Annotated in this window: 10 protein-coding genes and 2 pseudogenes; 8 read left to right on the top strand and 4 right to left on the bottom strand. The window is 42.5% G+C overall.

The features are described 5' to 3' along the window. From gabT to BUA12_RS11680, 4 genes and pseudogenes are all read left to right on the top strand, one after another. Entirely contained in the window at nucleotides 1–1302 is a 1302-nt protein-coding gene (gene gabT, locus BUA12_RS11695) for a 4-aminobutyrate--2-oxoglutarate transaminase (protein ID WP_072710798.1), read from the top strand. Between the two features lie 2 nt (nucleotides 1303–1304). Beyond that, nucleotides 1305–2699: an NAD-dependent succinate-semialdehyde dehydrogenase gene (locus tag BUA12_RS11690; RefSeq protein WP_072710797.1), complete on the top strand. Its 1395-nt coding sequence runs from the start codon at nucleotides 1305–1307 to the stop codon at nucleotides 2697–2699. 43 nt (nucleotides 2700–2742) lie between these two features. Continuing rightward, on the top strand, nucleotides 2743–3690 hold the full coding sequence (speB, locus tag BUA12_RS11685; protein WP_072710796.1) for an agmatinase: 948 nt from the start codon (nucleotides 2743–2745) through the stop codon (nucleotides 3688–3690). A 37-nt stretch (nucleotides 3691–3727) separates the two neighbouring features. Continuing rightward, nucleotides 3728–5114 (top strand): annotated as a pseudogene (locus tag BUA12_RS11680) (sodium:solute symporter family transporter). Nucleotides 5115–5285: 171 nt separating this feature from the next. Here the strand turns inward: BUA12_RS11680 and BUA12_RS11675 are convergent. The 4 genes from BUA12_RS11675 to BUA12_RS11660 all read right to left on the bottom strand — a co-directional run bounded on the left by BUA12_RS11675 (nucleotide 5286) and on the right by BUA12_RS11660 (nucleotide 9571). Beyond that, nucleotides 5286–6566, bottom strand: coding sequence for a TRAP transporter large permease (locus BUA12_RS11675; protein WP_072710795.1), 1281 nt, complete (start codon nucleotides 6564–6566; stop codon nucleotides 5286–5288). Beyond that, the gene (locus tag BUA12_RS11670) at nucleotides 6563–7066 is read right to left on the bottom strand and encodes a TRAP transporter small permease (protein WP_245772815.1); all 504 of its coding nucleotides are present in this window, start codon (nucleotides 7064–7066) and stop codon (nucleotides 6563–6565) included. The genes BUA12_RS11675 and BUA12_RS11670 overlap by 4 nt, the downstream gene beginning before the upstream one ends. Nucleotides 7067–7201: 135 nt before the next feature. Further along, nucleotides 7202–8269, bottom strand: coding sequence for a DctP family TRAP transporter solute-binding subunit (locus BUA12_RS11665; protein WP_072710794.1), 1068 nt, complete (start codon nucleotides 8267–8269; stop codon nucleotides 7202–7204). Nucleotides 8270–8302: 33 nt separating this feature from the next. Next, nucleotides 8303–9571 (bottom strand): peptidase, encoded by a 1269-nt coding sequence (locus tag BUA12_RS11660; RefSeq protein WP_072710793.1) that lies wholly within the window; start codon nucleotides 9569–9571, stop codon nucleotides 8303–8305. Between the two features lie 253 nt (nucleotides 9572–9824). Here BUA12_RS11660 and BUA12_RS11655 point away from each other — a divergent pair, with 253 nt between their 5' ends. From BUA12_RS11655 to BUA12_RS13130, 4 genes and pseudogenes are all read left to right on the top strand, one after another. Continuing rightward, nucleotides 9825–10811, top strand: coding sequence for a 2-hydroxyacid dehydrogenase (locus BUA12_RS11655; RefSeq protein WP_331463079.1), 987 nt, complete (start codon nucleotides 9825–9827; stop codon nucleotides 10809–10811). 108 nt (nucleotides 10812–10919) lie between these two features. Beyond that, on the top strand, nucleotides 10920–11561 hold the full coding sequence (locus BUA12_RS11650) for a GntR family transcriptional regulator (RefSeq protein ID WP_072710792.1): 642 nt from the start codon (nucleotides 10920–10922) through the stop codon (nucleotides 11559–11561). 29 nt (nucleotides 11562–11590) lie between these two features. After that, nucleotides 11591–13012, top strand: a complete 1422-nt coding sequence (locus BUA12_RS11645) for an NAD-dependent succinate-semialdehyde dehydrogenase (protein WP_072710791.1) — start codon at nucleotides 11591–11593, stop codon at nucleotides 13010–13012. A gap of 24 nt (nucleotides 13013–13036) precedes the next feature. Continuing rightward, nucleotides 13037–14098 (top strand): annotated as a pseudogene (locus BUA12_RS13130) (tartrate dehydrogenase); the annotation flags it as partial. Nucleotides 14099–14117 lie beyond the last annotated feature (19 nt).

The following is a 14117-nucleotide window of genomic DNA, read 5'->3' as shown; positions in this document are numbered from 1 at the left end:
ATGACAAGAACTGAGGAATTACAGAAAAAAAGAGAGAAATATGTATCAAGAAGTGTGAGCAACGGTAACTTGAGCATTGCGGACCACGCACACGGCGCGACCGTCACCGATCCGGAAGGGAAGACGTTCATCGATTTCGCCGGTGCGATCGGCGTCCAGAACGTCGGCCACACACATCCGAAAGTGACGCAGGCGGTCAAGGACCAGGTCGACAGGTACCTGCACCCGGGCTTCAACTGCATCATGTATGACGGTTATATCGAGCTTGCCGAAAAGTTGTGCCATCTCACCCCGGGCAGCTTTGATAAAAAAGCGATCTTCCTCAATTCCGGTGCGGAAGCGGTGGAAAATGCGGTCAAGATGTCCAGGAAATATACGGGCAGGAATGCGGTCGTCTCCTTCAAGCGCGGGTATCACGGGCGGACCAACCTGACGATGAGCATGACCAGCAAAGTGAAACCTTATAAGAACGGATTCGGACCGTTTGCTTCGGATATTTATCCGGCACCGTTCCCATATCTTTACCGCAAGCATCCTGCACTGACCGATGAAGAATACATCGAGCAGTCCATCAAGGAATTCAAGGATTTCTTCATAGAGACCGTGGCCCCTGAAAATGTGGCATGTGTCGTCATGGAACCGGTACAGGGCGAGGGCGGCTTCATCATTCCGCCGAAACGTTTCGTCCATGAAGTGGTTGAATTCTGCAAGGCGCACGGCATCATTTTCGTGGCGGACGAAATCCAGACCGGCTTCGGCCGTACAGGTAAATGGTTTGCGTCGGAACACTTCGACATCGAGCCTGACCTGATGCTCGTGTCGAAATCATTGGCGGCAGGACTGCCGCTCAGCGGTGTGGTGGGCAGATCCGAAATACTGGATGCGGCAGAACCCGGCGAACTCGGCGGTACATTTGCCGGCAACCCGGTCGCCTGTGCCGCGGCACTCGCCGTCATCGACGTGATCGAAGCAGAGGACCTCTGCAACAAAGCGGAGCGGATCGGACAGAAACTTGAGGATGTATTCAATATTTATAAAGGGAAATATGCATTCATCGGTGAATTCAGACGCCTCGGAGCGATGGTTGCTGTGGAAATCGTGAACGATGATGAAGAGAAATCCCCGGATAAAGCATTGGCCGGTCAAATCGCAAAGTATGCCAACGATAACGGACTGATCTTACTTTCCGCCGGCATTTACGGTAACGTCATCAGATTTTTGATGCCGCTCGTCGTCACCGATGAAGAGCTCAATAAAGGGCTTGATATACTGGATGCGGCACTTGAAAAGGCGGGTGAGTGACGATGACGCAGACTTTTGAAGTTACTAACCCGGCAACGGGTGAAGTCGTGGACACTTTGCCTGTAAATACGAAAGAGGAAGTCGAGGCCGCAATCGGGGCATGCCATGAAGGATTTACGGAATGGCGGCAGACGGATGCGCATCACCGTTCCGGCATCATCAAGGAATGGTTCCGCCTGATCAATGAAAATAAGGACGAGCTGGCTGAAATCATCACGAAGGAAAGCGGCAAACCCCTCCACGAGGCGCTCGGCGAAGTCGCTTACGCGAACGCTTATATCGAATGGTACGCAGAAGAAGCGAAACGCGTCTACGGCAGGACCGTCCCGGCCAACTCACCGAATAAGAACATCCTCATCAAAAAGCAGCCGGTCGGGCTGGTTGCCGGCATCACGCCGTGGAATTTCCCTGCGGCGATGCTGACGAGGAAGGTGGCACCCGCACTTGCGGCGGGATGTGCCTTTATCATCAAGCCCGCAGCGGAGACGCCCCTCACGACGATGAAACTTGTGGCACTGGCCTACGAAGCGGGCGTACCGGAGAACGTCTTCAAAGCAGTGAACGGCTCCGGCAGCGAGATCGGGTCTTTATTCGCGGACAGTCCGCTCGTCAGGAAGATCACCTTCACCGGTTCGACGCCGGTCGGCAAATCACTGATCAAAAACAGTGCAGATACGGTGAAGCATGTCTCGATGGAGCTTGGCGGCCATGCGCCGATCATCGTCTGCGGTGATGCGGACATCGATATCGCGGTCGATCAGACCATCGCCTCGAAGTTCAGGAATGCGGGACAGACATGCATATGCGCAAACAGGCTGTTCGTCCATGAATCGATCGTGGATGAATTCTCGCAGAAGCTGAGTGAGAAAGTTTCGGGACTGAAGGTCGGCAACGGTCTGGAGAAAGGCACCCAGGTCGGTCCGCTGATCAATAAACAGGCATATGAAAAGGTGAGCGGCCAGGCTGACAATGCCGGGCAGCTCGGTGCGGATATATTATGCGGCGGCACAGGAATCGCGGATGACGAGAAGGGCACGTACTTCTTTGAACCGACCGTCATCAAGAACGCGACGCAGGACATGGAGATCATGAACGAGGAGACGTTCGGCCCGCTGATTCCGATCCAGTCATTCAAAGAGGTGGACGAAGCAATTGAACTCGCCAACAGTCTGCCGTTCGGCCTCGCTGCATATTACTTCACGAATGATTACAGAACCGGCCTGTATCTTTCAGATCAGCTCGAGTTCGGCGTCATCGGCTGGAACGACGGTGCACCATCCGCTGCACATGCACCATTCGGCGGCTTGAAGGAAAGCGGCCTCGGCAAGGAAGGCGGCCCGGAAGGCATCGAAGCATATCTGGATACGAAATATTTGTCGATAGGGAATTTGATATAATAATGGAGTTAAACATATTTAATACGAGAAGGAGTAAATATATATGTACAGACCAAAGGATTCATCCAAATCACCTCGTTTTGTGGGACCACGAACATTTATGAGGTTAGAAAATATTAGAACTACAGAAGAGGTGGATTTTGCTGTTATAGGTGTGCCATTTGACACTGCAGCATCGAATAGGACAGGGCAAAGATATGGACCTCAGCATATCAGAGATTTTTCAGTCTTGCTCAGGCCATATAATCCAGATCAGGATATTAATATATTTGATTACTGTTCCGGTGTTGATTACGGCGATATTGATGTGATTCCGGGAAATATTCATGCTACTTATGACAATATAGTAGAATCCCTCAAGCCAGTTTTAGATAATGGTATCACCCCTGTAATGATGGGCGGAGACCATTCCATATCGCTTGGTCACCTAAGAGCCTTTCATAAGAAGTATGGCCCTGTGGCCCTTATTCATTTCGATTCTCATGGTGATACATGGGATAATTATTTTGGTGAAAAGTATATGCACGGGACACCATTCAGAAGAGCAGTAGAAGAAGGATTAATCGATACTGAGCACTCAATTCAAGTAGGGATGAGAGGACCTTTGTATGGGCCTGGATGCATAGAAGACGCCAGAGATTTAGGCTTTGAAGTGATAACGATGAGAGAAGCCCGAAAAATGGGCTTCGATGAAGTATCAGAAAGAATCAAGGAAAGGGTAGGAACTGCAAAAGCATTTGTATCTTATGATATTGATTTCCTGGACCCAGCTTATGCTCCCGGAACAGGCACACCGGAAGTCGGTGGACCCACCTCGTTCGAAGGGCTGGAATTTGTAAGGAATCTAAGAGGATTGGACATCAAAGGTTTTGATTTGGTAGAAGTGCTGCCGACTTATGATAGCGGTGAAATCACTGCTGTAGCAGCTTCATCAGTAATATTTGAAATGATCAGCTTAATAGCAATTCACAAGCGTGATTCATCATCTTAAAAGTGCCTAGTCCGTATAAACAGGGGGATAAAGAATTATGGAAGTTTTAGATTATCTAGTATTTGTAATATATTTCCTGCTACTAGTCAGTGTCGGTGTCCTGGGAATGTTAAGAGCAAAAACTAGTGAACAGTATATGGTGGCAGACAGGAACCTGGGTGTATGGATGTTATTCGGTTGTCTGACTGCCGTATTTCTGGGTGGCTCATCAACAATCGGTTCCTCACAGTTAGGTTATGAAATGGGTTTGTCAGGAATCTGGTTTGTGTTCTCAATGGGCCTTGGTATTACTTTATTCGGCTTACTGTTTCTGGATAGGGTGATGGGATATAAACTCCTGACTATCAGTGAACTGTTAGGAAGGCTGTTTGGTACAAAATCCAAACTTATAGGGGCAGTGGTAGCTGCTATATATACATTGCTTATAAGTGTTACACAAATTATCGCTATTGGCGCTTTACTCTCAGGAGTCTTTGATTGGGGGCTGTATTGTTTTCTTTTATACAATTCTAGGTGGGATGTGGACTCTTTCCATAACGGATGTCATTCAGTTTGGCATCATGACCTTGGGTATATTTTTAATTATGTTGCCTCAGAGTCTAAGTGCTGCGGGCGGTTTTGATGGCTTGTCAGCTAACTTACCAAGCAGCTACTTCAATGTTACGGAAATTGGATTCAGACAAATATTAACATACCTATTAACCTATACATTAGGAATGATGGTCGGTCAGGATATTTGGCAAAGGTATTTCACTGGGAAAAACTCCAAAGTTGCAAAAACCGCCGGGGTGTTAGTTGGTATCTACAGTCTATTATATTCACTGGCTATGGTTATAATAGGTATGGCAGCACTTGTAGTACTTCCGGGGATAGAAAACACCCAGGATGTATTTACAACAATGGCGTTTGAAACAATTTCAACCGGATTTTTAGGTATAGTCTTCGCAGCGGTAGCAGCAGCTATAATGTCGACTGCTTCTGGGACGTTACTTGCATCCTCAACATTAATCTCTAAAGACATTTTGAAAGATCACTTTTTTACTAAGATAAATGATACAAGATTTCTATTAATTTCAAGAATAACCACTTTTATATTAGCTATACTCGCAATTATAATTGCTTTATGGATTGAAGAATTGCTAGTAGCAATCGATGTCGCTTATGCTATTCTTGCCGGCTCAATTTTTGTACCAATATTATTTGGTCTATTTTCTAAAAAAATTACGCCAAATGCAGCCTTCGCGGCTATATTGCTTTCTGCAACTACCGTACTGATAGGGTTATGGGTAGAAGGATTGGGTGCTAATAACCCAATTATTTACGGTATAGTTGTTAATATAATTGTAATCATTACCGTCTCTTATTTTGATAAGGGAAACAGGGGGACAAAAGAGAAGTTAAGTCCGGATATGGATACCAATTAGAACTGTTTTCTTAATGGTACGTAATCTACTTTATATGACTGAGAAAATAACTATAAAAAAGACAAAACCTTTGGTTTTGTCTTTTTTATAGTTACTGCGCATTCTGATTTGTATTGGGAGAGATGTGCTCTCTGTTGGAAGGTGTCACACCTATCTAAGGCTTTTAATCAATTAATCCCTTAAGCTCGGAATCCAAGTTGATAACGGTGGAAAATAAGTTACAATCATCAAGGCAATCAGCATGACAATCAAAATAGGGATCATACCTTTCGCAATTTTTTCAAATGCTACCTTACCTACATTTGAGGCAACAAACAAGTTGACTCCGAGTGGGGGAGTGACAAACCCAATGGCCAGGTTCATTACAAGTATGACCCCAAAGTGAATCGGGTCTAATCCTATATTAGTCACAACTGGTAGTAGGATTGGAGTTAAAATAACTATTGCCGATATTGTATCGATGAACATTCCTACAATTAGCAGGAAGATGTTAATTATCAACATTATGACAAGAGGGTTCTCTGAGAGGCTCACTATAAAGTCTGCCACGATTGTTGGAATTCTTTCTCTCGTCATCAGGTAAGCAAATGAAACTGAGAAACCTATGATGATTACTGTAGCAGCATTTGTCAGAGCAGCAGAGGAGAAACTTTGATAAACGGATTTCCATGTCAGTTCCTTATAAATAAAAACTCCTATAAAAAGTGCATATACAGATGCTACTGCTGCAGATTCGGTTGGTGAGAATAAACCTGCATAAATCCCGCCCAGTATAATCACCGGAACCAACAATGCAAACTTTGCTTCGTTCAATGCTTTTAAAACATCTTTGAATGTAGGCATCACGCCGGTTCCCTCAATGCCGTTCTTCTTGGCATTTATATAAGAAATCACCATCAATGCGAGGCCGAGTATCAGCCCGGGGATGATGCCGGCTAAAAACATTGAACCAATTGAAACCGTCCCGACTACTCCATACATCACGAATGGGATACTTGGAGGAATCAATACTCCTATGGAGCCTGCTGAAGCAGTAATAGCTGCAGCAAAGCCACTACCATAATTATTTTCTTTCATCGAGGGAATCATGAAGGAACCGATTGCAGCTACTGTTGCCGGGCCTGATCCCGAAATAGCTGCAAAAAACATACTTGCCAACACTGTTACCATGGCCAGCCCGCCAGCAACAAAGCCTATCAATACGTTAGCCAGGTTTAACAGGCGTTCTGATATCCCGCCTGTACTCATTAGTACACCAGCTAAAATGAATAACGGGATCGCCATAAGGGGGAAGCTGTCTAGAGATGTGAAAGCTTGTTGTATGATTATTGTAGGAGAATTATCTGTCGCAAATACCATTGTCAACAATGAGGCAATGCCCAAAGAAAGTGCTATAGGAACTCCTATTATCATTAAGAGAAAAAAGGAGATGAATAAAAGAGCTACAGTCATTCTATTTCCTCCTTTTCACCTAAGGTTATTTTATCGGTAATTAATAAATAGAGTTGTTGAATCAATCTGATGATCATCAATGCTCCGCCGATAGGAATTACCAGGTATGGAATCCACATAGGTATTTGAAGGGAAGGGCTTGTTTGCCCACTATTCATTATATCCAAAATATATTGAGTTCCGGCAATTGCCAAGAAAGCTGCAAATACGAACCAACAAATGATGACGATGACTCTGAAAATCTTTTGTATAAAATAAGGGAACAATTTAACGAATACATCGACGCCTATATGGGATTGTAAGCGAATTGCTAAACTAGCACCAATCCATATTTGCCAGATGTGAAGGAACTGCGCTAACTCAGCTCCCCAGCTTAAAGAAAATCCTCCAAAAAATCTTAGAATGGATTGAGTGAAAAGAATCGACACGATAAGAGCCATTGTTAGGACAAGAATGAATTCTTCAATTCGTTTGTCAAAGAGATTTTTCAAATCCATCATATATACGCCTCACTTTTATTGAAATTCCAATTGACTATAAAAGAAGTTTAATAAGTATGGCCAGGAAGAGATGGTCTTCAACTTTTCCAACCATACAAATTAAACTTCGGAATAACTAACTATGTTTAACTGAAATTATTCTGAGTATGAGCGTGTCAGTTCCATTAAATCACTGCCGATGTCATCTTCATATCTGTCAAAGATCGGTTCAGCTGCCTCAATGAATTGTTGTCTCTGTTCTTCGCTCAATTCATTGATTTCCATTTGGCCCTCAATATTTTCCATTCCTTCCTCATCCTGCTGTCTTGCTACCTCTCTCTGATAATCCATTGATTCAAGAGCTGCTTCCTCCAATGAGGATTGAATATCTTCAGGCAGGTTTTCAAAATAATCATTATTGATAAACGCCACTGTTGCAGTATAAGCATGATTTGATATAGTCAGGTAGTCCTGAACTTCATAAAAATTCATTTGATCAATTAGATTGATTGGATTTTCCATGCCATCATACATATTTTGTTGCAGTGCACTATATAACTCTCCGAAAGGAAATGGAGAAGCACTAGCACCATATTCATTAAATGTATTTATATGAACGTCATTTTCCATAGTACGAATTTGTAAGCCATCTAAATCTTCAGGAGATTCAATTGGATGACTATTGTTTGTCATTTGACGCATTCCAGTTTCGCCATATGCTAATCCAGCAAGTCCTATCTCAGGTAAGCCATCTAACAGAGTTTGTCCTAATTCTCCATCCAAAGCCTCATAGGCGGTTTCATGGTCAGGGAAAATGAAAGGTAGATCTATTGCCAAAAACCTTTCATCAAAACCAACAACCGGCGCTGAAGCTGCAACTGTCATTTCTACCGTGCCTGACTGAACAGCCTCGATTGCTTCACGTTCCGAAGCATATAACTGTCCATTGGGATATAACTCAATCTCCACTTCCCCATTTGTCTTCTCTTCTGCCAATTCTTTAAAATTCTCCATTCCTATATGCGTAGAACCGGATTCTGGTGTAGTGTAAGATACACTGATAGAGTATTCGCCTGATCCTATGGCTTCTGTAGACTCGTCGGTCTCTGTTGAATCGGAAGACTCTTCTGATGATGCATCGCCATCATCCTCTGAACCGATTGTGCATGCGCTGAGCACTAGTAGTGCCGTCATTAAGGCCAGTATACTAAGTAAATTTTTCATAATAATATTATTCCCCTCTGTAATTTGATGATTTTATTCATTGATTTCACACCATTCAATTATGGATAGTGCTGTGATTTCAGCAGTTTTAAACATTTTTTCCAGCTCAACATACTCATCCGTGAAATGTGCCATGCTCGTCGTACCTGGCCCGAAAACTATGGAAGGAATCCCTCCTGCCTGTGTAAGTAAACCGCCATCTGTAGCCCAGGTTGAACCTGCCATTACCGCTTCTTCCTTTTCCACTTCGAGGTAATTATTCTGAAGGATTTCTAACATAGGGTGGTCGTCCTCACAACCTCCGGGCGGGAGGTGAATACCGCCCCATTTTACTGTGGCTGGATGTTTTTCGAACCAATTATCAAGGGATTTCAAGTTATCAAGCATTGATTGAAACTGCTCTTTAGCCTCTTCAATGGTTTCTCCCGGAGCTATTCCATAACGGCCTTGAATAATTGCTTCTTCGGGTACTGCCGAGGGAAAATATCCTCCATTAAATTGCCCGATGTTTATGGGGATGGGGATTGGATTATTTTTATAGAGGGGATGTTCACGTAAAGGTTCATTTCTTTGTTCCTCCAAGTTCATAATCTCTTGAAAAACAACCCATCCTTTTTCTATGGCATTGACTCCTTCATACCTGGTACCGCCATGAGCAGAGACACCTTCTACAGTCACTTCGAACCAAAGCGACCCCTGTTGTTTTGGAAAGATCTTCATTTCACTGGGTTCAGGAATCAATGCAACATCAGCTTTATAACCCCTTTGGATTGCAGCAAGTGTTCCTGCCCCGCCAGTTTCTTCCTCAATAACACTTTCGTAAATGACATCCCCCTTTAATTCGATGCCCAAATTGATGATTGTTTCAAGTGCTATCAGGGTGGACATATTACCTCCCTTCATATCTGTCGTTCCCCTCCCATATAACTTCCCGTCAATGACCGTCCCGGAGTAGGGCTCATTAATCCACTTACTCTCATCTCCTGCAGGCACGACATCTATATGGCCGTTTAAAATAAGGGACTTCCCATTCTGCTTTCCTTTCAAAGTTCCAACTACATTTGGACTGCCCTCATAATCCTCTCTACGAGGGTTAAAGAACTCGCTCTTTTTCAATTCCTCAGCATCAGGTGTCCATACATCCACGTCCAATCCCAAGTCTCTTAAGCGATCGGCGACAATAGTTTGTGCTTCCAGCTCATTACCGCTGGTACTTGGTTGTTGTATAATCTTTTGAAGAAACTGGATGTACTCATCTTTCTTCGAGTTTATATCCTCTCTGATTTTCTCTTTTATATTCATCTTATTAACATCCCCTTGTGAAATATAATATTAAATCTAAAAAGTAAACGCTTACAATAATCATTTGTGGACTGTCGACAATTCTTTATACTAATGTTAGACTATGGAAAAATTTATGTCAACAAAATAATTAACTATTTATTAAATTAAGAATAATCGGATTAATAAATGAATCTTGTTGACAAATTTCATTTCTAATGATTATTTTGATATATGGGTAAGGCCGAATATAAAGGTAAAAAGGGGGAGTATAGTGAAAAAAGTAATAGCTTATACAAGAGTTTCCAAGCCAGTGAGGGAGGCTTTGGAATCAAGATTTGAGGTCTCATACTTTGAGAACTATGAGTACCTGCAGGATGGTCGATTCAGAGAAGCACTTAAGGAAGCGAGCGGAATTATAGGATTGGAATTAAAGGTGTCTAAAGAGCTTTTGGAACTAGCCCCAAATTTAAAGGTTGTTTCCAACGTGTCAGTCGGTTACGACAACCTCGATATTCCGGAAATGACGAAGCGGAATATAATGGCAACTAATACACCAGGAGTACTAACTGATACAGTCGCAGATGCAGTTCTTGGAATGCTACTGGCATCAGCCAGAAGAATACCGGAGCTGGATAAATTCGTTAAAGAAGGTGTGTGGAAGGAATATCTTCAATTTAACCGATTCGGGACTGATGTTCACCATAAAAAAGTTGGAATCATCGGGATGGGGAGCATAGGGCAGGCTGTCGCTAAGAGGTGTCGCTTTGGTTTTGATATGGAAATATTGTATTACAACAGATCCCGCAAAAAGGAAGTGGAAAGCAGATTTGGAGCTGTTTACCTTGATTTAGGAGATTTATTACGAGAGGCGGATTTTGTGGTGCTGATGGTTCCGGGTTCCAAAGAAACAAAGCATTTCATAAAAGCTGAAGACTTTAAGAAAATGAAAAATAGTGCAATTTTTATCAACGCATCAAGGGGGAAAAATGTGGATGAAAATGCCTTATACAATGCACTGAAAAACAAAGAAATAATGGCTGCAGCGCTTGACGTTTTTGAAGAAGAACCAGTAGGGGCAGACAATCCCCTATTATCGCTATCAAACGTTGTTACTCTACCTCACTTGGGTGCAGCTACAATAGAAAATGAATTGGCAATGTCGAAGTTGGCAGAAAAAAATCTTATAGCAGGATTAAGCGGAGATGTGCCACCCAACTTAATCAACCCCGAGGTTGTAAACCGTGTAACTGATAAATAAGAGCAAGTTTTTCAGTTGACAGAATTTTTGTCATAAGCTAAAGTGTATTTAAGTTTAATTGTCGACAATCGACTGTTTCGCCTTCAGGGTGAAGAAAGGGTTAGTCATATGAAATCAAATATAATCAAAGAATCTTTAGGTGAAATTATAGCCGAGGAGCTGAGGCGAAGCATATGGAAGAGAGAAATAGGGTTTGGTGAGAGATTGATCGAAAATGAGTTGTCCGCCAAATATGATGTGAGCAGGAATGTAATCAGGGATGCTTTAAAAATATTGGAGAACGACGGAATGGTAGTGATAGAACCCCGGAAAGGTACATACGTATCTGATTTTTCCGATGAAGATTGGAAAGAAATTATTGATTTGAGACTTATGGTTGAATCTTACGCCTTTTTAAAAGCACTACCCCACTTGGAGAATCCTGAATTTATTGAGCTGCAGAGTATATTGGACAAGATGAAGTATAAAGATAGTGTGGAGGATTGGATGGATTTATTTGATCTGGATATGAAATTTCACAGCTATATCGTTAGTTTATCTGGCAATTCCAGAATCATTAAATTGTATGAATCCATCAAAGTACAAATAAGGACTTTTTTATTGTATCTGGATGAATACTACACAAGTCCCAAGGCATTTTATGAAGAACAAGAGGAACTAATGAAAGCATTGTTAACAAAGGAGCCGAAAATAGTAGAGAATAAGATTCATACCCATATTAAGTATGTCGAAGGGAAATTTTTAGGATAAAAAAATCAAATGAAAATTGAGGTGCAGTTATGCATAACTTACTTTATATAAACGGTGAATGGACTGGGGAGTCTTTAAATAAATTATCAGTCCATAACCCGGCCACAGGAGAATTGATATCAGAAGTGCCGAAAGGTGGAAAGAAAGAAGCTGCTGCAGCCGTTGAGGCGGCAGATGATGCCTTCAGGACGTGGTCAAAGACGACTGCTTATGAAAGAGCAGCGCTTTTGAAAAAATTATATGGATTAATGATTGAAAACGAGGCGGAACTGGCTGAACTGATGACGCGTGAAATGGGTAAGCCCCTATCAGAAGCTAAGGGTGAAGTGCACTATGCAGCCAATTATATAGAATGGTACGCCGAAGAAGCTAAGAGGGTTTACGGGGAGAATATCCCGACACATGACTCTAATAAACGGCTTCAAGTATGGAAGAAACCTGTGGGTGTGGTCGCAGCGATTACACCATGGAACTTTCCGGCAGCCATGTTGACAAGGAAAATGGGACCGGCACTGGCTGCCGGGTGTACCGTTGTCATTAAACCTTCCAGTGAGACGCCGTTGACAGCAATCAAACTTGTGCAGCTTGCTGAAGAAGCAGGGTTTCCCAAGGGAGTAATAAATATTGTTGTAGGATCTTCCAAGGAAATTGGCGAAGTGCTTCTATTGGATTCAAGGGTAAGAAAAGTTACGTTCACAGGTTCCACGGAAGTGGGCAAAATCTTGATGAAACAGGGTTCTGAAACAATAAAGAAGCTCAGTCTAGAACTTGGTGGTCATGCACCAATCATCGTGCTTGACGATGCAGACATTAATAAAGCAGTAGATGGGACTATTGCTTCGAAGTTCAGGAATTCAGGACAGACTTGTGTTTGTGGTAACAGGATTTATGTTCAGAGTGAAATACACAACAAGTTCGTTGATGCGCTGACTGAAAAAGTTAAAGAACTTAAAGTCGGTGACGGGATGGAAGAGGGTATCAATATCGGCCCATTGATAAATAAAGCTGGTGTAGAAAAGGTTTCAAGCCATGTAGCAGATGCCCTGGAAAAAGGGGCGCAAGTGGTTCATGGAGGAGAACAACCTTCTGAACAGGGCAACTATTACATTCCAACGATAATAAAAAATGCGACAAATGATATGTTGATGATGAATGAAGAGACTTTCGGCCCTGTGGCACCGATTCAAAAATTTGAAACTATTGATGAAGTAATTCGGTTAGCTAATGATACACCTTTTGGATTAGCGGCTTATGTTTTCACAGAAAGTATATCCAAGGGTACGAGGATAATAGAAGATATCGATTTCGGAATAGTAGGTTGGAACGATGGTGCACCCTCAGCAGTTCAGGCTCCATTTGGCGGTTTGAAGGAAAGTGGTTTAGGACGTGAAGGTGGACATCAAGGTATAGATGAGTTTTTAGAAATGCAATACGTATCAATGGGAATTTAATATAAGACTTTTAAGGGGTAGGATATGAAGAATTATAATATCGCGCTGATACCTGGTGATGGAATCGGTAATGAAGTGATAAATGAAGGCGTAAAGGTCTTAAAAGCAATTGAAAAAATGGACGACAATTTATCATTCTCTTTTAAATCATTTCCTTGGGGTTGTGAGTATTATTTGGAAACTGGAGAAATGATGGATGAAGATGGCATCGATAAGCTGAAGGGTTTTGATGCAATTTATCTTGGGGCAGTCGGATACCCTGGCGTTCCCGATCATGTGTCTCTGAGGGATTTACTGATAAAGATACGAAGGGAGTTTGATTTGTATGTCAATCTTCGGCCGATCACATTACTAAATGAAGGACTCACACCTTTTAAAGATAAAAGAAAAGAGGATATTGATTTTTTAGTGATCAGAGAAAACAGCGAGGGCGAATATTCTGGTGCAGGTGAGTGGCTGTACAAAGGGGAACCTGAAGAAGTCGTACTGCAGACTGGGGTATTTTCAAGAAAAGGGACCGAGAGGATTATCCGTTATGCATACGAAGAGGCACATAAGCAAGGTAAAACTTTAACCAGTGTAAGCAAAGGTAATGCTTTGAACTATTCGATGGTCTTCTGGGATGAAGTTTTTGAGGAAGTAGGCAAAGAGTACCCTGACGTTAAAACGTACTCATATCTGGTGGATGCTGCAAGTTTGTACTTTGTCTCGGATCCAGGCAGGTTTGAGATTGTTGTGACTTCAAACCTGTTTGGAGATATCTTAACTGATATAGGTGCTGGTATTACAGGGGGTCTTGGATTAGCCACCGGAGCCAATATTAATCCTGAAAAGAATTATCCTTCAATGTTCGAGCCTGTGCATGGGTCAGCCCCAGATATCGCGGGACAGGACATTGCAAACCCACTCGCTGCTATTTGGTCAGTCAGTCAGATGATGGATTACTTTGAAGAAAAAGAATGGGGAGAAATCATTTTAAAGGCAATAGTTACTATATTAAACGATAAAGATGTGTTAACTAGCGATTTGGGAGGTAAAGCATCGACTTCAGAGGTTGGCGATCATTTTATTAAACTGCTTGAAAAATATGAAAGGGGTTACATTA

Source organism: Lacicoccus alkaliphilus DSM 16010, assembly GCF_900142805.1.
GTDB lineage: Bacteria > Bacillota > Bacilli > Staphylococcales > Salinicoccaceae > Lacicoccus > Lacicoccus alkaliphilus.
This window is presented reverse-complemented; position numbering and strand designations above follow the sequence as displayed.

Bases quoted from the DNA above. Each gene is read 5' to 3' on its own strand.
- gabT (WP_072710798.1), top strand. From the start codon at position 1: ATGACAAGAACTGAGGAATTACAGAAAAAAAGAGAGAAATATGTATCA.
- BUA12_RS11690 (WP_072710797.1), top strand. From the start codon at position 1,305: ATGACGCAGACTTTTGAAGTTACTAACCCGGCAACGGGTGAAGTCGTG.
- speB (WP_072710796.1), top strand. From the start codon at position 2,743: ATGTACAGACCAAAGGATTCATCCAAATCACCTCGTTTTGTGGGACCA.
- BUA12_RS11675 (WP_072710795.1), bottom strand. From the start codon at position 6,566: ATGACTGTAGCTCTTTTATTCATCTCCTTTTTTCTCTTAATGATAATA.
- BUA12_RS11670 (WP_245772815.1), bottom strand. From the start codon at position 7,066: ATGATGGATTTGAAAAATCTCTTTGACAAACGAATTGAAGAATTCATT.
- BUA12_RS11665 (WP_072710794.1), bottom strand. From the start codon at position 8,269: ATGAAAAATTTACTTAGTATACTGGCCTTAATGACGGCACTACTAGTG.
- BUA12_RS11660 (WP_072710793.1), bottom strand. From the start codon at position 9,571: ATGAATATAAAAGAGAAAATCAGAGAGGATATAAACTCGAAGAAAGAT.
- BUA12_RS11650 (WP_072710792.1), top strand. From the start codon at position 10,920: ATGAAATCAAATATAATCAAAGAATCTTTAGGTGAAATTATAGCCGAG.
- BUA12_RS11645 (WP_072710791.1), top strand. From the start codon at position 11,591: ATGCATAACTTACTTTATATAAACGGTGAATGGACTGGGGAGTCTTTA.